18 protein-coding genes are annotated in these 21808 nt (G+C 67.0%); 9 read left to right on the plus strand and 9 right to left on the minus strand.

Annotation, left to right across the window (positions count from 1 at the left end; all coding sequences use genetic code 11):
* Positions 1–11: 11 nt before the first annotated feature.
* The 8 genes from DSM104443_RS21710 to DSM104443_RS00885 all read right to left on the minus strand — a co-directional run bounded on the left by DSM104443_RS21710 (position 12) and on the right by DSM104443_RS00885 (position 9769).
* Positions 12–2213, minus strand: coding sequence for a hypothetical protein (locus tag DSM104443_RS21710; RefSeq protein WP_212756862.1), 2202 nt, complete (start codon positions 2211–2213; stop codon positions 12–14).
* The gene (locus tag DSM104443_RS00855) at positions 2213–2617 is read right to left on the minus strand and encodes a DUF3617 domain-containing protein (RefSeq protein WP_171088830.1); all 405 of its coding nucleotides are present in this window, start codon (positions 2615–2617) and stop codon (positions 2213–2215) included. Before DSM104443_RS00855 ends, DSM104443_RS21710 begins: the two co-directional genes overlap by 1 nt.
* A gap of 70 nt (positions 2618–2687) precedes the next feature.
* Entirely contained in the window at positions 2688–3158 is a 471-nt protein-coding gene (locus tag DSM104443_RS00860) for a hypothetical protein (RefSeq protein WP_171088831.1), read from the minus strand.
* A 143-nt stretch (positions 3159–3301) separates the two neighbouring features.
* Positions 3302–6283: a serine/threonine-protein kinase gene (locus DSM104443_RS00865; RefSeq protein WP_171088832.1), complete on the minus strand. Its 2982-nt coding sequence runs from the start codon at positions 6281–6283 to the stop codon at positions 3302–3304.
* Positions 6276–6839 (minus strand): ECF-type sigma factor, encoded by a 564-nt coding sequence (locus DSM104443_RS00870; protein WP_171088833.1) that lies wholly within the window; start codon positions 6837–6839, stop codon positions 6276–6278. Before DSM104443_RS00870 ends, DSM104443_RS00865 begins: the two co-directional genes overlap by 8 nt.
* A 110-nt stretch (positions 6840–6949) precedes the next feature.
* Complete coding sequence (locus DSM104443_RS00875; protein WP_171088834.1) at positions 6950–8263, minus strand: TRAP transporter large permease; 1314 nt, start codon at positions 8261–8263, stop codon at positions 6950–6952.
* Entirely contained in the window at positions 8264–8797 is a 534-nt protein-coding gene (locus tag DSM104443_RS00880; protein WP_171088835.1) for a TRAP transporter small permease, read from the minus strand.
* Between the two features lie 3 nt (positions 8798–8800).
* Complete coding sequence (locus DSM104443_RS00885) at positions 8801–9769, minus strand: TRAP transporter substrate-binding protein (protein ID WP_171088836.1); 969 nt, start codon at positions 9767–9769, stop codon at positions 8801–8803.
* Between the two features lie 143 nt (positions 9770–9912).
* Between DSM104443_RS00885 and DSM104443_RS00890 the strand changes: the two genes are divergently transcribed.
* Together DSM104443_RS00890 and DSM104443_RS00895 are read left to right on the plus strand one after the other, a co-directional pair.
* Positions 9913–10434 carry a winged helix DNA-binding protein gene (locus DSM104443_RS00890; RefSeq protein ID WP_171088837.1) on the plus strand — a complete coding sequence of 174 codons (522 nt, stop codon included), beginning with the start codon at positions 9913–9915 and terminating at the stop codon, positions 10432–10434.
* A gap of 162 nt (positions 10435–10596) precedes the next feature.
* A complete protein-coding gene (locus DSM104443_RS00895; RefSeq protein ID WP_171088838.1) occupies positions 10597–14196 on the plus strand; it encodes a hydantoinase B/oxoprolinase family protein in 3600 nt (1199 codons plus the stop codon).
* A gap of 3 nt (positions 14197–14199) precedes the next feature.
* Here the strand turns inward: DSM104443_RS00895 and DSM104443_RS00900 are convergent, their stop codons facing one another.
* Complete coding sequence (locus DSM104443_RS00900) at positions 14200–15357, minus strand: ABC transporter substrate-binding protein (protein WP_171088839.1); 1158 nt, start codon at positions 15355–15357, stop codon at positions 14200–14202.
* A 192-nt stretch (positions 15358–15549) separates the two neighbouring features.
* Here DSM104443_RS00900 and dusB point away from each other — a divergent pair, with 192 nt between their 5' ends.
* The 7 genes from dusB to hemF all read left to right on the plus strand — a co-directional run bounded on the left by dusB (position 15550) and on the right by hemF (position 21789).
* Positions 15550–16563: a tRNA dihydrouridine synthase DusB gene (gene dusB / locus DSM104443_RS00905; RefSeq protein WP_171088840.1), complete on the plus strand. Its 1014-nt coding sequence runs from the start codon at positions 15550–15552 to the stop codon at positions 16561–16563.
* Positions 16553–16840 carry a DNA-binding transcriptional regulator Fis gene (gene fis / locus DSM104443_RS00910; protein WP_171088841.1) on the plus strand — a complete coding sequence of 96 codons (288 nt, stop codon included), beginning with the start codon at positions 16553–16555 and terminating at the stop codon, positions 16838–16840. Before dusB ends, fis begins: the two co-directional genes overlap by 11 nt.
* A gap of 1 nt (position 16841) precedes the next feature.
* Positions 16842–18404 carry a bifunctional phosphoribosylaminoimidazolecarboxamide formyltransferase/IMP cyclohydrolase gene (purH, locus tag DSM104443_RS00915; RefSeq protein WP_171088842.1) on the plus strand — a complete coding sequence of 521 codons (1563 nt, stop codon included), beginning with the start codon at positions 16842–16844 and terminating at the stop codon, positions 18402–18404.
* A 148-nt stretch (positions 18405–18552) separates the two neighbouring features.
* Entirely contained in the window at positions 18553–19824 is a 1272-nt protein-coding gene (gene purD, locus DSM104443_RS00920) for a phosphoribosylamine--glycine ligase (protein WP_171088843.1), read from the plus strand.
* A 3-nt stretch (positions 19825–19827) separates the two neighbouring features.
* Positions 19828–20187, plus strand: a complete 360-nt coding sequence (locus DSM104443_RS00925) for a hypothetical protein (protein WP_171088844.1) — start codon at positions 19828–19830, stop codon at positions 20185–20187.
* Entirely contained in the window at positions 20184–20894 is a 711-nt protein-coding gene (locus DSM104443_RS00930) for an HAD family hydrolase (protein ID WP_171088845.1), read from the plus strand. The genes DSM104443_RS00925 and DSM104443_RS00930 overlap by 4 nt, the downstream gene beginning before the upstream one ends.
* Before the next feature lie 13 nt (positions 20895–20907).
* Positions 20908–21789, plus strand: coding sequence for an oxygen-dependent coproporphyrinogen oxidase (gene hemF, locus DSM104443_RS00935; protein ID WP_171088846.1), 882 nt, complete (start codon positions 20908–20910; stop codon positions 21787–21789).
* Positions 21790–21808 lie beyond the last annotated feature (19 nt).

The following is a 21808-nucleotide window of genomic DNA, read 5'->3' on the forward strand; positions in this document are numbered from 1 at the left end:
CGGTCTCCGGTTCAGCGGGACTTGGCGCAGCTGCGCACCTTGCCCGATACGATCAGCGAGCGGCATTTGTTCAGCGCGGCCTCGGTCTCGCACACGAGGGCCTGCAGTTCCGACGCGCTCTTCGGCTCGCACCCGGCGACGATGCTGCTGCCGCCCGCGGCGAGGTTTCCTCCGATCGAGCCCGGCGTGTTCTTCGGGAACGTGGACGGCGGCGGGGGCGGCGGCTTCGCGACCGGCGGCGGGATGGTGTACGTCGTCGGCGGCTTCGCGGTCGTGGTGGGTGTGGGCGGAGGCGTGTAGGCGACCACGGGCGGGGGCGGCGGCGGGTCGTTCGCCTTCTTGCCCGGAATGCGGATCGGCTCGCGCCCGACCGTGTTCACCTTCGTCACCGTGGCCGCGACGATCGTCTTCGCCTCGATGGGCGTGAGCATCTTCAACGCCTCGGCATAGATCAGCGCCTTCGCGTTGTCCTGGTTGCCGCGTTCGTTGGCCGAGTCGCTCACGTACTTCCACACCTTGTCCTCTTCGGCCTGGATGTCGGAGCGCTGCTTGTGCACGCCGGTGGAGCAATCCTTGTCGGGCGGACAGAGGATGGCGACGTGCTTCTTCACCTCGCCGTCGAGCCGGGCGTCCAGTGCGGCGCGGCGCGCGGAGATGTCGTGCAGCACGCCCATGTTCGACTTGCAGTTGAGATCCGACTTGAACTGCGCGCCTTCGGTGCCGCCGGAGCGCGACTTGCAGTTCGCGAGATAGGACACGATGTCGGCCTTGCAGCGCTCGTCCTTGCACGCGGCCTGCGCCTCGGCGAGGTTCTTGGCGCCGGCGGCCTTCTCCTTCGCTTCCTTGTCGGCCTTGTCCTTGGCCTCCTTCTCCTTGTTGGAGGCCTCCTGCTTCGCGCCTTTCGCGTCCGTCTCCTTCTCCAGTTTCACGACGGCGGATACCCACGCCGGGTACGCCTTGTCCGCGAACGGCGCGAACTCCGCGTAGAGCTGGTCCATCGCCTGCTTGCGGATGTCTGCCGCCTTGCGGTTGCCGGGGTTGTTGGCCGCGGCAGCCATCCGGTTCTGGAAGCGGTCCGGGCTGTTCTGGTTGACGGTGTAGGTCCAGTTCGGATGCTTGTATTCGTAATGCTTCACCGTGTAACCCAGGTACAGGCCCGCGGTCGTCATGCAGGCGAGCTGGAAGTTCTCGCGCGCCCGGTTGTCGACGGTGTATCCGGGTTCCTTCTTGAATTTGGTGGCGCAGTACTTGCCATAGGGGGTCGTGTCACTGTTGAGCAGGTAGCGGCCCGCGCTCTGCGTGTCGGGGCCGAACGAGCGCAGGTCCGTCATCTGCCGCGTCTCTTCCATCTGCGGTTGCTTCTGCGCGTATTCCGCGAAGTACTGCTCGGCGAGCGCGTGGCAGGTCTTCGACGCGTTGTCCGGCGACATCGTGTGCTTGTCGAAGTAGTGGATGCACTGCGGCACCGGCTCGTCGTTCCAGATGTAGGGGCGGAGGTTCTGCGGCTGGTTCTTGAAGGCGGCGTAGTCGCGATAGAGCCGCGGCCGGAACGCGGCCTTGTAGTAGACCTGCGGGTCGACGTGCTTCGTCTGGCCCGAGAGGACATCGCCGGCCGCGCTGGCCGCGGACTCGATGCCCTTGGCTCCGCCCTCGATCACGTTGCCGAGGACGTCCGAGCACTTGCTGCCGGCGGCCACGGTCGCCTTATAGATCTCCTTCACCGAGTCGGGATTCAAGCCGGCGTTGGAAAGCCCGCAGCCGCAGCTGAACGAGGCGAACGCGATGGATGCGCCGGGGATCTTCTGGACGGCCTCTCCGACGGCCGCATCTGCGGCATTGCCGGAGATCAGCTTGTTGACGGAGTCCGGCAGCAGGCCGGCCTTGTCCAGGATCTTCGCGACGGGCTTCGCGGCAGTCGTGTAGAGCGCGCCCTCGCACTGCGGGTTCTTCTTCGGCAGCACGTTGGTGGCGGTCAGCCCGAGCGTGCCGATCATGACAGTCGCCGGCACCGGCGCGGGCGAGGTCACGAGGGCCACGCACTGCGGCTTGGTGACGACGAACTCCACGGCACCCGGGCCGAGCTCCGCGGTGACGAGCGCCAGTTTCGCGTTGGCCTTCACGCATTGGTACGCGTCGCTGAAGACGTCGGCGCGCGCGCCCGTCGCGGCAAGCGCAACGAGGGAGAGCGCGAGCAGCCGCGAGGGCGTGTTCATCAGCAATCCCCGACGCGCTTGGCGCTCACGGTCGAGCGCTGCTCCATCTGCATGGGCTCGGTGATCTTCGCCTGCATGTCGATGGTGAAGGCCTCGGCGCCGATCGTGCCGGTCGCCTGCCCGGTCATCTTCGGATCGCTGCAGGACATGCGAAACGAGATGCGGTCCCCCTCGCGTTTCATGTCGGAGTAGGTGCAGCCCTTCTGCTCCTTGTTCACGTAGGCCTTGCCTTCGTCGATGTCCTTCTTCGTGACGCACTGGGAGAAGTTGATGGCGGGCATGCCCATTCCCATCATGGTCACCTTCACGGAGTAGTCGTACTTGCCGGGCCGGCTCACGTCGGCATGCGCGGCGGTGGCGAGGCAGAGGGCGGCAACGGCTACGGCGAGGCGGGTGGGGCGCATGCGGGTTCTCCGGGTGTTGGAAAGAGGGGCTTCAGGGATACAGACGCGGGCGCGCCGCGAAACACGACATCTATTCGCGTGCCCAGCGACCGTCTTCGACCAGCAAGGTGCAGGTCGCGCGGCCGGCGTCGGGGGCGTCGGTGAAGGTGGCGCGGTTGCCGGCGGCGTCGCGCCAGGTCCAGAGGGTCTTCCGGGCCGGAAGCACGTGTGCGGCAGGCTTGCCCCAGCGCTTGATGCCCGCGTTCACGAGGCGCTGGACGCTCGCGGTGTCACAGCCGAGGTCGGCCGTGCCCTGGGCCAGCACCCTCTCGCCGCGCCGGGTCTTGCGCCACACCGCGACGGCGGGGACCTTCATGCCTTCTATATCGATCGCGCCGGAGCAGGTCGTGGTGGTGGCATGGGCATGGCAGCTCATGCCTGTCGAGCGCGCGAAGGCCTCGTAGGGCTGGCGGTCGAAGGCGAAGCCGCCGAAATCGATCGCGGCCGCGAACGCGGGGGAAACCAGGAAGGCCAGGAGGAGAAAAAGTGCGGCGCGCGGCAAGTCGGTCGTTCCGGCAAGGAGGCTTACCGATACAGACGCGGGCGCGGCGGAAACTACGACATGCCCGTCATTCCCGCGAACGCGGGAATCCAGCGGCTGGGTTCCCGCCTACGCGGGAACGACGGCTCGAGCGGGAACGACGGTTAGAGCGTGAACCAGAGCGGAGCGAGCGGAAGGGTTGCCGGGCGCTTCGCGGCCGTCTCCAGCGCGGCGAGCGTGGCCGCCTTTTTCGCCGGATCGCCGCTCGCGATGGCGTCCACGTGGTCGAGCACGGCGAAGTAAGGGTGCGTGGCCGGGATGCGGGTGGCGGCGAGCTTGCGGGCCGTGGCGCTTTCCTCGCGCGCGCGGTCCGATTGCCCGGCCTGGGCAAGGACGTAAGAGAGGATTCCCTTCAGCGCGTGGCTGCCGGCGGTGCGTGCTCCGGTGGGCGTCGCGAAGTCGGCCGAGAGTTGCGCCGCCGCGCCGGGAGCGTCGGTGGCGCTGCGAACCGTGGCGCGGAGGGCGCAGAGCATGAGCCACTCGTCGCCGGTCTCGAGCTTCAACGCGGTGATGAGCGCCTGCGAACGGTCGAGGAGGGCCGTCGCGCGCGGCAGGTCTCCTGCATCGATCGCGACGTTCGCCAGGCCCACCAGGGCGCGGAGGACCGAACGCTGCGGCGGGACGTCCTTCTCGGGCAGGGCGGCGAGCGCCCGATCGAAGTAGGCCTTTGCCGCGGCCGGATCGTTGGCCGCGCGCGCGCAGATGGCGGCCTTGGAGAGCACGTCGATGGTGAGCGCGTGGTCGGGCCCGGAGGTTCGCGAGCGCACCTCCACCAGTTGGGCGTTCTGCGCCTGGCAGTCGCGGTACTCGCCGAGCTGGCGCTGGAACTCCGCCAGGTACCAGCGGTGGATCAGCGTCTGGTTGGCATCGGGGCCGAGGACCTTCGCGAGATCGTCCGTGAGAGGCCCCAGGCGCGCCGCGGCGCCGACGATGTCGCCACTGCGGTAAATGCTGATCGCGAGGTTGCCGCGAATGGTGAGCGCCGAGACGACCTTGCCCGGCGGTGGCGTGAGGAGGATCGGCTCCAGCGGGCGCAGCACCCCCGGCACTTCGCGCCATCGCCCGATCACGCTCAAGCCCGTGGCGCGGCCGTTCTGCGCTTCGGCGTAGAGCCAGTGGGTCTCGCCGAGCCGCGCGCGTACGTCTTCCGCGAGCTTCTCGGAGGTCACCAGGCAGGCGTCGTTCGGTTCCACCTTGCACTGCGCGAACGTGAGGTAGACCTTGCCCAGTGCGACCGACTCGGCCACCGGCCCGTCGGCGGCCTCGACGATCGGTAGCGCCTCGCGGTAGTGCCCCACTGCATCGGCGAACTTCTCGGCGTCGGACTCGGCGAGGGCGAGCGACAGCAGGATGCGCGCGCGTTCCAGCGAGCCCTTCCCCGACTTCGCTTCCTCCGCGTTCGCCGCCGCGAGGAGCAGCGGCAGCGCCTTGTCCGGGCGCTGCAGCGACGTGTACGTCGTGCCCAGCGTGCGTTGCAGCTCGGCGCGTGTTTCGGGTTGCGTGGCGAACCGCCTGTCGAGCTCCGTCGTGGCGGCATCGACCACGTCGCGGGCGGTGAGCTTCTCGCCCTTGGCCTTCTCGGGGTCGGCGGCCTGGAAGATGTCGACGAGGAACGCGCTCACGGCTTTCGCCTTGCCGGCCTCGCTTTCGGCCTGCGCCTTGTCGCGCCGGGATGCGGCCTCGGCCGCGAGCGCCTTTGCTTCGCCGCGCTTCGCGTTGTCGCTCTCGCTGGTGGCGATCGCCGCCTGTTGCTGCGCGTTCGCCGCCTCGCGCTCGGCGCGTGACGATTCGCTCTCCGCACGCGCGAGTGCCGCCTTGGCGCGCAGCGCCTGCTGCTGCGCATCGGCGAGCGCGGCAACGGCCACTCGCTCCTGCCCGCGTGCCTGCTCCGCGAGCCAGATCGCCGCCACGAGGCCGACCGTCACCGCGACCAGCGCCGCGGCGGTGGCTATCGACAGCGCACGGTTGCGGCGCGACCACAGCAGCAAGCGTTGGAGAGCGGTGGGCGTCGTTGCCGTGACCGGCCTCGCGTCGAGCCAGCGCGCGAGGTCGTCGGCGAACGCGGCCATGGTGGGATAGCGGCGTTCCGGTTCCCGCGCCAGCGCGCGCGCGAGCACCGCGACGAGGCTTGCGTCGAAGCTTCCCGCAAGCGGCCGCGCCTCGTCGTGGACGATCGCGTATTCGAGCGAGCGGCGCGTGCCGTCCTTCGGCTGGTGCGGACGCGATCCGGCGAGCAACTCATAGAGCACGACACCGAGGGAGTAGACATCGGCTCGCACGTCGGTGGCCGTGCCGGCGACCTGCTCGGGCGCGCTGTACTCGAGCGTGAGGGCCCGCCCCGTGGCGCGCGTGAGCCCGTCGCCAGCCTGGCCCTCGGCGTCGAGCAGCGCGGCGATGCCGAAGTCCAGGACCTTGGGCACGCCCGCATCGGTCACGAGGATGTTGTGGGGCTTCAGGTCGCGGTGCACCACGAGGCGCCCGTGCGCATGCGCCACCGCCTCGGCGACCTTCTGCACCAACGACACTCGCGCGCGCGTGGAGAGCTTGCGCTGCGCGGCGTGCTCGAGCAGCGTGCGCCCCTCGACATACTCCAGCACGATGAACGGGTGCGTATCCGCGAGGCCGGCGTCGAGCAGGCGCGCGATGTTGGGGTGGTCCAGCCGCGCGAGCACCTCGCGCTCGCGCGCGAAGCGGCGGGCAAGCACGTGGCGATCCACGTCTGCACGCAGCAGCTTGATGGCGGCCGCGCCCTGGTAGAGGCCGTCGGCGCGCTCGGCCTTCCACACCTCGCCCATGCCGCCCTCGCCCAACTTGTGGGTGAGAGACCACGGACCGAAGCGATCGCCGGCGTGTGCGGCGGGGATGGCACCGCGATCGACCGCGGCGGCGAGCGCGTGCGCGAAACGATCGGCGCTCACGCCGCCCAGGTTGCCGGCGTCGGGCCGGGCCTGCAGCTCGAGGGCCCGGCGAACGGCGCGCGCCTCTTCCTCGGGCAACGTGGCGAGCCAGCCTTCGAGCGTCGCGGGGTCGCGCTCGAGCGCTTCGGCGATCAGTGCGGAACGCCGGCGGAGCTGTGCGTCATCCATTCGCGGTCCCGAGCATTTCTTCCAGCAGCGCGCGGGCACGGACCCAGTCACGGTCCACGGTGCGGGTGGAGACGCCGCGCATTTGCGCGATCTCGTCCAGCCCGAAGCCCGCGAAGTAGCGCAGCTCCACCAACGCATGCAAGTCGGGCTCCACACGCTGCAGGCGCGCGAGCGCTTCGTCGAGCGCGGCCCACGAGTCCAGGTCACCGCCCGCGGCAATGTTCTCCGCGCCCGACAGCGTGACGTGTGTCGCTCCGGCGCCGCGCTTGTCCGCGGCCTGGCCGCGAAGGTGGTCCAGCACGACGGAACGAAGCACCTTGCCCATGTAGGCGAAGAACTGGGCGCGCGTGGCGCCCTCGATGCCTTCGCGCTGCGCGATGCGCAGGAACCCCTCGTTCACGAGCGCGGTGGTGTTGAGGCTGGTGACGCCGCCCGCCTCGAAGAGGCGCGCCCTCGCGAGACGTTTGATCTCGGGATAGAGGACTGCGTAGAGCCGCGCGGCGGCATCCGGCTCCCCCGAGCGTATCGAGGAGAGCAACTGCGTCACGGACTCCATCCCCCGAGTATAAATGCTGAATAAAGGGGTCAGACTCCTTTATTGCTCGTCATTCCCGCGAAGGCGGGAATCCAGCCAGCAATAAAGGAGTCTGACCCCTTTATTCAGCCTTACTTCTTCTCGATTCCCATCACGACGTCGGGGAGCCACGTCACGGTCGCGGGGAAGATCGTGATGATGGCGATGGTGACGACGAGCATCGCGAAGAACGGGAGCGACGCCTTCGCGATGTAGTTCGAGTCGTGCCCGGTCATGTTCTGCAGCACGAAGAGGTTGAAGCCCACCGGCGGCGTGACCTCCGCGATCTCCACCATCAGCACGATGAAGATGCCGAACCACACGAGGTCGAAGCCGGCCTTCTGGATCATCGGCAGCACGACGGCCGAGGTGAGGACGATCATCGAGATGCCGTCCAGCGCGGTGCCCAGCACGATGTAGAGGATGGCGAGCACGCCGATCAGCATGTACGGGCTCAGGTTCATCGCGGCCACCCACTCGGCGAGCGCGCGCGGAATGCCGGTGAAGCCCATCGCGAGCGAGAGGTACGAGGCGCCGGCGAGGATGATCATGATCATGCACGACACGCGCGTGGCGGACATGAGGCTCTCGAAGAAATTGCGCACGGTGAGCGAGCCGCTCCACCACGCGATGGCGAGCGACCCCAGCACGCCGTAGGCCGCGCATTCCGTGGCGCTCGCGATACCGGTCACCAGCACCCACACGATGAACACGATCAGGAGCGTCACCGGGATCAGGTTTCCCGAGGCCTTGATCTTCTGCATGAACGTCATCGACGGGCCCGGCGGCGGCGTCTTCTCGGGGTTCATGAGCGCCCACACGATGATGTAGCCCGAGAAGAGCGCCATCAGGATGAACCCGGGGATGAAGCCCGCGAGAAAGATGCGGATGATCGATGCGTCCGCCGCAACCGCGTACACCACCATCGTGATCGACGGCGGGATGAGGATGCCCAGCGTCCCGGCCGTGGCGAGCGAGCCCAACGCCACCTTCTCGTCGTAGCCGCGCTTCATCAACTCGGGCAGTGCCACTTTCGACACCGTGGCGCACGTAGCCGCGGAGGAGCCCGACACGGAGCCGAAGATCCCACAGCCGAGGATGTTCACGTGCATGAGCCGGCCCGGAAGCTTGTTGAGCCACGGGGCGAGCCCATCGAACATCTCCTGCGAGAGCTTGGTGCGGAAGAGGATCTCGCCCATCCACACGAACATCGGCAGTGCGGCGAGCGTCCACGAGGACGACGAGCTCCAGAACGCCGTGAAGAGGTTCTTGCCGGGCGGCGTGCCGGTGAAGAACGAGAAGCAGACGAAGCCCACGATCGCGAGCGTGAGCGCGATCCACACGCCGCCGGCCAGCAGCGCGAACATGAACACGAGGAGCAGGCCCGCGATCTCGATCAACTCCATCTACATGTCCTCGCTGTAGTCGCCGCGGGCGTGGCGCTCTTCCATCTTCACGACGTAGATGGGCTTCCCGCCGCGCAGCACCACGATCAACTGGTCGAGGACGGCCACGAAGAGCAGCGTGGCGCCGACGACGAACGACATCTGCGGGATCCACATCGGCACGACCAGGAGCCCCGTGGACATCTCGTGGTACTTCCAGCTCTCGTAGACGTACTTCACCGCCCAGAACGCGAGGTAGCCCGTGAAGGCCGAGGCGATCGCGAGCGAGGCGACCTCCTGCCAGTGGCGGGCGCGCGCCGGCAGCTTGTCGATGCCGAGCGTCACGCGCACGAAATCTCCATAGCGGAAGGTGTGCGCGAACGCGAGGAAGGCCGAAGCCGCGCAGAACCACGCCACGAGGTCATCCATGCCGCCCGATTTCATGCCCGTCTCGCGCAGCACCGTCTGCGCGATCATGAGGACGAAGATCCCCAGAACGAAAAACGCCGCGAGGTAGCCCGCGGCGTCGTAGAGGAAGTCGAGCGCCTTGCGCACGACCTACTTCTTGAACGCGTCGACGACCGCCTGCCCGTCGGGCCCCGCGGCCTTGACCCAGTCCGCGGTCATGGTGTCGCCGATCTTCTTCAGGTCCGCGCGCAGCTGCGGCGAAGGGGGTGCCACCGTCATGCCGTTCTTGGCGAGCGTCTCCAGGTAGCCCTTGGCTTTTTCCTCGCTGTCCTTCCAGCCGCGAGCCTCCGCATCCGCCGCCGCCTTCAGCACGGCGGCCTGCGTGGGCTTGTCGAGCTTGTCGAACGCTTCCTGGCTCACGAACACGATGTTCTTCGGGAGCCACGCCTGCGTGTCGTAGTAGTACTTCACGCTCTCCCAGGCCTTCGTGTCGACACCGGTGGCGCCGGACGTGATGTTGGCGTTCACCACACCCGTGGTCATGGCCTGCGCGAGCTCGGCTGCTTGAACGGTGACCGGCTGCGCACCGACCAGCTCGGCGATCTTCGCCGTGGCCGGGTTGTAGGCGCGCATCTTGAGGCCCTTCATGTCGGCCACCGAGGCGATCGGCTTGTTGGTGTAGATGCCCTGCGGCGGCCAGGCCACCGAGTAGAGGATCTTCAGGCCCTGCTTGGCGAAGCGGTCCTCGGTCACCTTGCGCGAGACCTGCCAGAGCTTCATCGCGTCCGCATAGCTGGTGGCGAGGAAGGGGACGGAATCGAGGCCGAAGATCGGGTCCTCGTTGGAGTAGCCGGAGATGAGGATCTCGCCGATCTGCGCCTGGCCGCTCTGCACGGCGCGCTTGATCTCGTTGGCCTTGAAGAGCGAGGCGTTGGCGTGCACCGTGATCTTCAGCTTGCCGGCCGTGGCCTTGTCGATGTCGGCCGCGAACTGGTTGATGTTGACGGTATGAAGGTTCGCCGGGCCGTACGGCGTGGGCATGTCCCATTTGGTCTGTGCGGCGGCGGGCAGGGCGGCCGCGATCGCAAAGGCGGCGGCGAGGGCGTGCAGGCGCTTCATGATGGTGTTCTCCCGTTGGTGATCGTCATTCCCGCGGAGCCTGCCCCCGAATGAATCTATCGGGGGGCGGGGATCCACGGTCTTTCTAGCATCGCCGACTTGCGCATGTCAACGAAATACTGATAATTTGTCGGCAAAGTGCCATGAAAACGAAACCGATCGTCCCGCCGCGCATCGTCTCCTCCGCCCACCTCGCCGTGGGGCGCGGGGCCGAGGTCTCGGAATTCGAGTACGGGATGATCATGTGCGGCCACGCGTTCCATCGCTGGATCGTGCGCTGCATGGCCGCCGCGGGCATGAAGGACATGACGCCCATGGACGTCCTGGTCCTCCATCACGTGAACCACCGCGCCCGCAACAAGAAGCTCGCCGACATCTGCTTCGTGCTGAACGTCGAGGATACCCACGTCGTCAGCTACTCGCTGAAGAAGCTCGCCGCGGCCGGCTTCGTGAAGAGCGAGCGGAACGGCAAGGAGGTCCTCTTCGCCACCACGGCTCGCGGGCAGGCGCTGATCGACAAGTATCGGGAAGTGCGGGAGGCGTGCCTGGTGGCGAGCCTGAACCCCGACGGCTCGGACAACGACAAGCTGGCGGACGTTGCTTCCTTCCTGCGTTTCATGTCGGGACTGTATGACCAAGCCGCTCGCGCTGCGTCTTCTCTTTAACGACTAAAGAAAAGCATATGAACCACGGAGAACACGGAGAACACGGAGGAAAAGCCAAAGCAGGATGATTCGTGGCGGCGACATTGGGCCCTTCGCGATCCATTCAGATTGCCTTTGCTTTTCCTCCGTGTTCTCCGTGTTCTCCGTGGTTCAATCCGGGTTATGAGCGAAGCGACCAAATGGCAGTTCTGGATCGACCGTGGCGGCACCTTCACGGACGTCGTCGGCCGCAAGCCCGACGGCTCCCTCGTCACCCACAAGCTCCTCTCCGAGAACCCCGAGCAGTACCGTGACGCGGCCGTCGCCGCCATCCGCCACCTGCTCGGCGTGAAGCCGGGCGATCCGGTGCCGGTCGAGAAGATCGAGGCGGTGAAGATGGGCACCACCGTCGCCACCAACGCGCTCCTCGAGCGCAAGGGCGAGCCGACGGTGCTCTTCATCACGAAGGGCTTCCGCGACCAGTTGCGTATCGCTTACCAGAACCGGCCGAAGATCTTCGAGCGCCACATCCGGCTGCCGGAGCTGCTCTACAAGAAAGTCGTCGAGGTGCCCGAGCGCATGAGCGCGCAGGGCGACAGGGTGGAGGCGCTGGACGAGGGCGAGGCCTGGCGCGAGCTGAAGGCCGCGCACGCCGAAGGCTTCCGCTCCATCGCCATCGTCTTCATGCACGGCTACCGCTATCCGAAGCACGAGGCGCGCGTAGCGGAGCTGGCGTGGGAGGCGGGCTTCCGCCAGGTGTCGGTGTCGCACCAGGTGAGTCCGCTCATGAAGATCGTCTCGCGCGGGGACACGACGGTGGTCGACGCGTACCTCTCGCCGATCCTGCGGCGCTACGTGGACCAGGTCTCGGGCGACCTTCCGGGTGCCCGCGTGATGTTCATGCAGTCCAACGGCGGCCTCACCGACGCGCATCGCTTCCAGGGGAAGGATTCCATCCTCTCCGGACCCGCGGGCGGGATCGTCGGCATGGTGCGCACGTCGGAGCTCGCGGGCTTCGGCAAGGTCATCGGCTTCGACATGGGCGGCACGTCCACGGACGTCTCGCACTACGCCGGAGCGCTCGAGCGCGAGTTCGAGACGCTGGTCGCGGGCGTGCGCATGCGGGCGCCGATGATGTCGATCCACACCATCGCGGCCGGCGGCGGATCGATCCTGCATTTCGACGGCCAGCGCCAGCGCGTGGGCCCGGATTCCGCGGGCGCCAACCCCGGCCCCGCTTGCTACCGGCGCGGCGGCCCGCTCGCCGTCACCGACTGCAACGTGATGCTGGGCAAGATCCAGCCGGCGTACTTCCCGAAGGTATTCGGGCCGAAGGCGAACGAAGCGCTCGATGCGGACGTGGTGCGGGAGAAGTTCACCGCGATCGCCGCCGAGATCGAGAAGGCGACCGGAAAGAAGCAGACCCCCGAGCAGCTCGCCGAGGGCTACATCGCGATCGCCGTGGCGAACATGGCCAACGCGATCAAGTTCATCTCCGTGCAGCGCGGCCACGACGTCACCGAGTACACGCTCGCCTGCTTCGGCGGCGCGGGCGGGCAGCATGCGTGCCTGGTGGCCGACGAGCTCGGCATGAAGCGCGTCTTCATCCATCCGCTCGCGGGCGTCCTCTCCGCGTACGGCATGGGGCTGGCCCAGGTGCGCGCGCTTCGCGAAGAGGCCGTCGAAGGCAAGCTCGGCGACGAAGCGCTCACGACCGTGGAATTCCTCGGCGCCAAGCTCGCGATGCAGTGCACCGAGGAGCTGGCCGCGCAGGGTGCGGCCGTGGGCGAGATCCACAAGCGCGTCCACCTCAAGTACGACGGCACGGATACGGCGCTCCCGGTGCCGCTCGGCCCGCCGGCGCAGATGCGCGCGGAATTCGAGAAGCAATACGGCGCGCGCTTCAGCTTCCTCATGCCGGACCGCTCGCTGGTGATCGAGGCGGTCTCGGTCGAGGCGGTGGGCCAGGCCGATGCGCCCGAGGAGCAGACCGCCGCCGGGCTCGCCGCCCGCCCGCTCGCCCAACCCCTGGGCCACGCCGAGATGACCACGCAGGCGGCCTCGCACCGCACGCCGATCTACGACCGCGACCAGCTCGCCGTCGGCCAGAAGATCGCCGGGCCCGCGATCATCGCCGAGAAGAACGCCACCACGATCGTCGAGCCGGGCTGGGAGGCGCGCGTGACGCCGCTCGACCACATGGTGCTGGAGCGCGTGGTGCCGCGGCAGGCGCGCTACGCCGCCGGAACGCAGGCCGACCCGGTGATGCTGGAGGTGTTCAACAACCTCTTCATGTCGATCGCGGAGCAGATGGGCGTGCGTCTCGCGCAGACGGCCTATTCCGTCAACATCAAGGAGCGCCTCGATTTCTCCTGCGCGCTCTTCGACGCCGAGGGCAACCTGATCGCCAACGCTCCGCACATGCCGGTGCACCTGGGCTCGATGGGTGAATCGATCAAGACCGTGATCCGCAAGAACGCGGGAACGATGAAGCCCGGCGACGTGTACGTGCTGAACGACCCGTACAACGGCGGCACGCACCTGCCCGACGTCACGGTGATCACGCCCGTGTTCGACGACAAGAACGCCGGGATCCTTTTCTACGTCGGGTCTCGCGGCCACCACGCCGACATCGGCGGCATCACGCCGGGCTCCATGCCGCCGTTCTCGCACACGGTCGAGGAGGAAGGCGTGCTCCTCGACAACGTGAAGCTGGTCGAGGGCGGGCGCATGCTCGAGAAGGCGATGCGCGAGCGCCTGAAGGCGGCGACGTATCCCGCGCGCAATCCCGACCAGAACATCGCGGACCTTCGAGCGCAGATCGCCGCCAACGAGAAGGGCGTGCAGGAGCTGCGCCGGATGGTCGGCCACTTCGGCCTGGAGGTCGTGAAGGCGTACATGAAGCACGTGCAGGACAACGCCGAGGAGAGCGTTCGCCGCGTGATCGGCGTGCTGAAGGACGGATCGTACGAGTACGAGATGGACAACGGCGCGATGATCCGCGTGAAGATCTCCATCGGCACCGACCGCCGCAGCGCCACGATCGACTTCACCGGCACCAGCGCCCAGCTCGAGAGCAACTTCAACGCGCCGGCCGCGGTGGTGTACGCCGCCGTGCTCTACGTCTTCCGCACGCTCGTGGACGACGAGATTCCGCTGAATGCCGGGTGCCTGAAGCCGCTGAAGGTGATCATCCCCGAGGGCTCGATGTTGAACCCGAGCCCGCCCGCGGCCACGGTCGCCGGCAACGTCGAGACCTCGCAGTGCATCACCGACACGCTCTACGGGGCGCTCGGCGCGATGGGCGCCTCCTGCGGGACGATGAACAACTTCACGTTCGGCAACGACCGCTACCAGTACTACGAGACCGTCTCGGGCGGAACGGGCGCGGGGCCCGGGTTCAACGGAACCGACACCGTGCAGACGCACATGACCAACTCACGCCTCACCGATCCCGAGGTGCTGGAGTGGCGCTTCCCGGTGCGGATCGACGAGCACACCATCCGCCAGGGCAGCGGCGGCGGCGGGAAATGGCATGGGGGCAATGGCGCTACGCGGCGCGTGCGCTTCCTCGAGAAGATGACGGCGGCGATCCTGGCCGGCCACCGGCGGATTCCTCCCTACGGCATGGCGGGTGGCAAGCCCGGCGCGGTCGGCGCCAATTGGGTCGAGCGCTCCGACGGATCGCGCACCGAGCTTTCCTTCGCCGACGAGACCGAGATGGAGATCGGCGACATCTTCGTCATCGAAACGCCCGGCGGCGGAGGCTACGGCACGCCGTAGCCGCTAGAAGCCGCCAAAGAATCCGGTCTTCCAGTACTCGAACTTCTTGTTGCGATAGATGTGCGTGAAGACGTCCTTGTCGGCGTCGTAGCCGTTGCTGCCGTTGCGCACGAACTTCATCTTGCCCGTGGCACCCTCGTAGCTCACCTTCGCCAGCGCGTCGCGGAAGGCCGTGCGGTCGGCGGCGACGTTGCCGGTGAGGCTCGTCTTCTTCAGCCCCTCGGCCACGATGAAGAGCGCGTCGTAGGCGAGCGCGGCGAAGTGGTTGGGCTTCACCTTGTACTTCGCCTCGTAGGCCGCGATGAAGGCGAGGTTCCTGGGCGAGTCGAAGTCCAGCGACCACGGGATCGTGAACACGACGTTGTTCGCCGCGTCCTTCGCCGTGTCGTAGATCGTCTGGGAGACGAAGTTGTTGTTGCCGATGATGGGGATGTCCAGCCCCTGCTTCTTCGCCTCGATCATGATCGCCGCGGCGTCGTTGGCGCGGGTCGAGACGTAGAGGACGTCGGGCGTCTTGGCCTTGATGCGCGTGATGCGGGCGGGGAAATCCTTCGTCCCCGCGAGGAAGGGCTCGCGGGCCACCAGCGTGGCCTTGCTCTTCAGGATCTCCGGACCGGCGGCGAAGAAGGCGTTCTGGGCGAAGTTGTCGTCGTCCTGGAAGATCGCGGCGACGCGCTTCACGCCCAGCTTGGCCGCCGCGGCGCGGATCGACTGCGGCGTCATGATGTCCTCGGTCACGGCGTTGCGGAACGTGTAGGTGCCGATCTTCGTGAGGTGCGAGGACGTGAGGCTGGTCCCGAAGGCGACGACCTTGGCCCCGTCCGAGAACACCCAGGCCTGCTCGGCCTGCGGCGTGAGGGTCGGCCCGAAGATCATCAGGACGTTGGCCTTGATGAGCTGGTCGAACACGGCCTGCGCATCCGCCGGCGTTCCCTTGTCGTCCTTCACGTCGAGGGCGACGGGCTTGCCGTCCACGCCACCGGCGGCGTTCAGGTGCTCGAGCGCGAGGTTGAGCCCGTTCACCGTGCTCACGCCGTTGACGGCGTTGGGTCCGGTCAGGGTGGCGGAAACACCGAGTCGTATCGGTGCCTGGGCGCCCGCCGCGGTGGCGAACATGCAGGCAGCGGCGATCGATGCGATACGTAGTCGCAGTCGGATCATCTTTGGCTCCTCCGGGAGTCCTGTTTGTACGACCACTATAGGCGAGGGCGCCCTCGGTTGACATTTTTCATTTGCAAGCGGAAGCGTCAACGGCCGTGTGCGAAAAATCACTTTGTCGCACCCCCCGCTGCGTATAAAATAGGCACCCCTTCCGCGCGATGCACGGCGTGGAAAACACACAGCGTCGTTCCCGTGAAAATCGGCCCCCACCAGCTCAAGAACAATCTCATCGTCGCGCCCATGGCCGGCGTGACCGACAGGCCTTTCCGCCAGCTTTGCAAGAAGCTCGGCGCGGGCATGGCCGTGTCCGAGATGGTGGCGTCGAACTCCCTGCTGTGGGGCTCGGAGAAGACCATCCGCCGCGGCAACCACGACGGCGAGGTGGAGCCGAAGGTGATCCAGATCGCCGGCAGCGATCCGGAGATGATGGCCGAGGCCGCCCGGTACAACGTGGACAAGGGCGCCCACATCATCGACATCAACATGGGCTGCCCGGCCAAGAAGATCTGCAACGTGGCCGCGGGCTCCGCGCTCCTGAAGGACGAGCCGCTGGTCGCGCGCATCGTGGATGCGGTGGTGAGAGCCGTCAACGTCCCCGTCACCCTCAAGATCCGCACCGGCTGGAGCAAGGACAACCGCAACGCGCTCATCATCGCGCGCATCGCGGAGGAGCACGGCATCCAGTCGCTCGCCATGCACGGCCGCACGCGCGCCTGCATGTACACCGGCGACGCGGAGTACGACACCATCCGCGCCGTGAAGCAGTCGGTGAAGATCCCCGTGGTCGCCAACGGCGACATCACCACGCCGGAGAAGGCGAAGTTCGTGCTGGAGTACACCGGAGCGGATGCCGTGATGATCGGCCGCGCCGCCCAGGGCCGTCCGTGGATCTTCCGCGAGATCGAGCATTACCTGAAGACGGGCGAGAAGCTGGCACCTCCCGAGGTGACCGAGATCCGCGACGTCTGTCTCGAGCACATTCATGATCTCTACGAGTTCTACGGGATCGAACGCGGCTCCCGCGTGGCCCGCAAGCACATCGCGTGGTACACGAAGGGCCTGCGGAACTCCGCGGTCTTCCGCTCGAGCATGAACACGATGGAGTCCGCGGAGGAGCAGATCGCCGCGATCAAGCAATTCTTCGGCGAGCAGCTGGAAGCCTCGCCGCGCCTGGAATACGAAGACGAGGTCGCCCTTGCAGCCTAGAACCCACCAAAACAAGCGCTCCGACGCCCGGGCCGATTCATCCGGCCGCGAGAACGAGCTTTCCTCCACCGTGCGCAAGGTCATGAAGCAGTACTTCAAGGACCTGGACGGCGAGAAGACGGTCGACGTGTACGCGATGGTGCTGGCGTGCGTGGAGAAGCCCATGCTGGAGGTGGTGATGAACCACGCGCAGGGCAACCAGACGAAAGCCGCCGAGCTCCTCGGCATCAACCGCAACACGCTGCGCAAGAAGCTCCAGGAACACGGGATCGAATGACATGTCCGCTGTGAAGATCCGGCGGGCACTGCTCAGCGTTTCGGACAAGTCGGGCATCGTCGAGCTCGCGAAGACCCTCCTCACCCACGGCGTGCAGATCCTCTCCACCGGCGGCACCGCGAAGCTCCTGCAGCTGAACGGCGTCGTGGTGACCGAGGTCGGCGACTACACCGGCTTCCCCGAGATGATGGACGGCCGCGTGAAGACGCTGCACCCCAAGGTGCACGGCGGCATCCTCGCGCGGCGCGATCTCCCGGAACACACGGACGCGATGTCGAAGCACGACATCCCGCCCATCGACCTCGTCGTCGTGAACCTCTATCCCTTCGCGCAGACCGTCGCGAAGAAGGGCGTCTCGATGGAAGACGCCATCGAGAACATCGACATCGGCGGCCCGGCGATGGTGCGCGCGGCGGCGAAGAACCATGCGTTCGTCACGGTGGTGACCGATCCCGCCGACTACGCGGGGATCATCAAGTCGATGAAGGCGAATGGCGGCGCGCTGGAGATGGCCGACCGCTACGCGTTCGCGGCCAAGGCCTTCAGCCATACCGCCGAGTACGACGGGATGATCAGCAACTGGCTCACGGCGCGCGATGACAAGGGTACGGCCCGCGACTTCCCGGACCGCTTCAACGTCTCGATGAAGCTCGCGCAGGAGCTGCGCTACGGCGAGAACCCGCACCAGAAGGCGGCGTTCTACGTCGAACGCGATCCGCCCAAGGGCACGCTGGCTTCTTTCAAGCAGCTGCAGGGCAAGGAGCTCTCGTACAACAACATCGCGGACTCGGATGCTGCGTGGGAATGTGTCCGCACGTTCGACGTGCCTGCGTGCGTGATCGTGAAGCACGCGAACCCCTGCGGCGTCGCGGTCGCGGAATCCTCGGCGCAGGCCTACCAGCGCGCCTTCCTCACCGACCCGACATCGGCGTTCGGCGGCATCATCGCGTTCAACCGCGAAGTCGACGGCACCACGGCCGAAGCCATCTCGAAGCAATTCGCCGAAGTGGTGCTCGCGCCGTCCTACGATGCGGCCGCGCTGGAAGTGTTCGCGGCCAAGAAGAACGTTCGCGTGCTTTCGATCGAGGTCGCCAAGAACCTGAACAAGGTCGAGATGAAGCGCGTGGGCGGCGGCTTGCTCGTCCAGACCGCGGATGACTTCGACGTCTCCGAGCTCCGCATCGTCTCCAAGCGCGACCCGTCGAAGCAGGAGATGAACGACCTCATCTTCGCCTTCCGCGTCGCCAAGTTCGTGAAGTCCAACGCGATCGTCTTCTGCTCCGGCGGCATGACGCTGGGCGTGGGCGCCGGGCAGATGAGCCGCGTCGACTCCACGCGCATCGCTTCCATCAAGGCGAAGAACAACGGGCTTTCGCTGAAGGGCTCGGTCGCCGCGTCGGACGCGTTCTTCCCGTTCCGCGACGGCCTCGACGTCATCGCCGCCGCGGGTGCGAAGGCCGTGATCCAGCCGGGCGGAAGCATGCGCGACAAGGAAGTGATCGCCGCGGCCGACGAGCACGGCATGGCGATGGTGATCACGGGGATGCGTCACTTCCGTCACTAGATCCGTCATTCCCGCGAAAATAAATGGGGTCAGACTCCAATTAAGTTAATTCCTCCGATGCGGTGTTCCGCATCCGAATTAACTTAATTGGAGTCTGACCCCATTTATTTTCGCGCGGGGGAGACGAAATGGGGAGCGTCGGGAAGCAATGAAGCTACTGGTCATCGGGTCCGGCGGTCGGGAACACGCAATGGCGTGGCGCTTGGCGCAATCCCCCAAGGTCTCGCGCGTCTACCTGGCGCCCGGCAACGCCGGCACCGCGCGCGAGGACGGCCTCTTCAACGTCGACATCACCGGCATTCCCGAGCTCGTGGCCTTCGCGAAGAAGGAAGGCATCGAGACCACGGTCGTCGGCCCCGAGGGACCGCTCGCCGCGGGTGTCGTCGATGCTTTCCGCGAAGCGGGCCTGCGCATCTTCGGCCCCACGAAGGCGGGCGCGCAGCTGGAGTCGTCCAAGGACTTCGCCAAGCGCTTCATGGCGCGCCACAAGATCCCGACCTCGAAGTACGAGACCTTCACCGATGCCAAGGCGGCGCACGCGTACATCGACGCGAACGGCGCGCCGATCGTGATCAAGGCCGACGGCCTCGCCGCGGGCAAGGGCGTCGTCGTCGCGATGGACCTCAAGGAAGCGCACGACGCCATCGACATGATGCTGGCCGGCAACAAGCTCGGTGACGCCGGCCATCGCGTCGTCGTCGAGGAATTCATGGACGGCGAGGAGGCGAGCTTCATCGTCATGGTGGACGGCAAGAACGTGCTGCCCTTCGCCTCGAGCCAGGACCACAAGCGCATCTTCGACGGCGACAAGGGCCCGAACACCGGCGGCATGGGCGCGTACTCGCCCGCGCCGGTCGTCACGCCCGAAGTCCACAACCGCACGATGCGCGAGATCATCATGCCCACCGTGAAGGGCATGGCCGCCGATGGCATTCCGTACACGGGCTTCCTCTACGCGGGCCTCATGGTCGGCAAGGACGGAGCGCCGCGCGTGGTGGAATTCAACTGCCGCATGGGCGACCCCGAGACGCAACCCATCTTCATGCGCCTGAAGAGCGACTTCCTCGAGATCGTCGACCACGCGATCGACGGAACGCTGGGTGACGTCGAGGCGGAATGGGATCGCCGCGCCGCGCTCGGCGTGGTCCTCGCCGCGGCGGGGTACCCCGAAGCGCCGAAGAAGGGCGACGAGATCACCGGCCTGCCGAAGGACGAGGAGGACTTCCACGTCTTCCATGCGGGGACGGCCGTGAAGAATGGAAAAGTCGTCACCCACGGCGGTCGCGTGCTCTGCGTCACCGCGCTGGGCGACAAGGTGAAGATCGCCGCCGATCGCGCCTACCAGGTCGCCGAGAAGATCCGCTTCGACGGCCAGCAGATGCGCCGCGATATCGGCCACCGCGCGTTCAACCGGCGCTAGGCCATGAACGAACCGATCGACATCGATTACGTCCACCGGTTTCCGCACCGGTACTGGTTCTCGACCTGGACCACGGACGAGGAGAACCCCGAGGGCGTGCGCTACAAGCTGCTGTCGGCGCGACCGGAGTCTTCCGGGCCCATCGAGCTCGTCGTCCTTGCGGAAAACAAGGCCGCGAAGCTGACCGTGGTCGATCGCACGTCGGTCTCGGCGTCGAATTTCGAGAAGACCGTCGCGGTGTACGTCGACGGCCTCTCCGATTCGCTGGGTGTCAGTTTCTTCGCGATCGACCTCTCCCGCCAGCGCACGCCGGCCGACGCGATGCGCATCCTCGTCGACGCGGGGTGGTACACGCTGCGATGAGCGCACCGGCGATCCGCGGTGTCATCTTCGATCTCTTCCATACGCTGACCGCGCGCGAGTCGCAGTGGTCCGCATGCCCGGCCACGTACGACATGCTGGGCGTGGACCGCGTCGCATGGGACCGCGTGCTCCTGGAGTCGTCGCGCTGGCGCCTGGTGGGCGAGGAGCGCGATCCGTACACCATCTTCAGCCGCCTGGTGACCGAGGTCGATCCGACGATTCCCGATGCCAAGGTGCGTGACGTGCTCGCGCGCCGCACGGTGCGCTTCGCCGACTGCTTCCGGAACATTCCCGCCGAGAACGTGGCGATGCTCCGGTCGTTGCGCGGCCTGGGGTACAAGGTCGCACTGCTCAGCAATGCCGACGCCTTCGACATCGCGGACTACGGCAGCAGCGCGCTTCGCGGGTGCTTCGACGTCGAGATCTTCTCGTGCGACGTGGGCTGCGTGAAGCCCGAGCCGGAGATCTTCCACAAGTGCCTCGAGGCATTGGGCCTTCCCGCGAGCGAGTGCGTGTTCGTGGGCGACGGTGGCTCCGACGAGCTCGCGGGTGCCAGGGCCGTGGGGCTTCGCACCGTGTTCGTGTCGGGCGTCATGGCCGAGCTCTGGCCAGGGCAGATCGCGTCGCGCCGCGCGGCGGCCGACCACCACGTCGAATGGGCGCACGAGGTCGAGGCGCTTTTCAAGGGCGAGCCCGCCACGGCTTGATAGACTGCGCGCCATGGACGTGAACGCGGTCAAGGACTACCTGCTGGGCCTGCAGCAATCGATCGTCGCCGAGATGTCGCAACGCGACGGCGGTGCTTTCGCACGCGACGAATGGCAGCGGCCCGAAGGCGGCGGCGGCCTCACCTGCATCCTCGAGGGCGGCGACGTACTCGAGCGCGCGGGGGTCGGCTTCTCGCATGTGAAGGGCGCCAGCCTTCCACCATCGGCCTCAGTGCACCGGCCCGAGATCGCCGGCCGTCCCTGGGAGGCGCTCGGCGTCTCGCTCGTGTTCCACCCACGCAATCCCTACGCGCCGACGGTGCACATGAACGTGCGCTGCTTCGTCGCCGGCGACGTGTGGTGGTTCGGCGGCGGCATGGACCTCACGCCCTACTACGGCTTCGAGGAAGACTGCGTCCACTTCCACGCCACGTTGCGCGACGCGTTGAACCCCCACGATCCGGCGCTCTACCCGCGCTTCAAGAAGGCGTGCGACGCGTACTTCTTCCTCAAGCATCGCCGCGAGCCGCGCGGCATCGGCGGCACGTTCTTCGACGACTTCACGCTCGGCGGCTTCGATCACGCCTTCGACGTGATGCGCGCGACGGGCAACGCATTCCTTCCCGCCTACGGCCCGATCCTCGCCAGGCGCGTCGCCACGCCCTACGGCGAACGCGAGCGCGCCTTCCAGGCCTATCGCCGCGGCCGCTACGTGGAGTTCAACCTGGTGTGGGACCGCGGCACGCTCTTCGGCCTGCAGTCGGGCGGGCGCACCGAGTCGATCCTGATGTCGATGCCGCCCAACGTCTCGTGGCGCTACAACTGGGTGCCGGAGCCCGGCTCACCCGAGGCTCGTCTCTACTCGGACTTCCTGGTCGGAAGGGATTGGGTTTAGAGACAACCCTTCGGAACCC

It is taken from the genome of Usitatibacter rugosus (assembly GCF_013003965.1).
GTDB classification, from domain to species: domain Bacteria; phylum Pseudomonadota; class Gammaproteobacteria; order Burkholderiales; family Usitatibacteraceae; genus Usitatibacter; species Usitatibacter rugosus.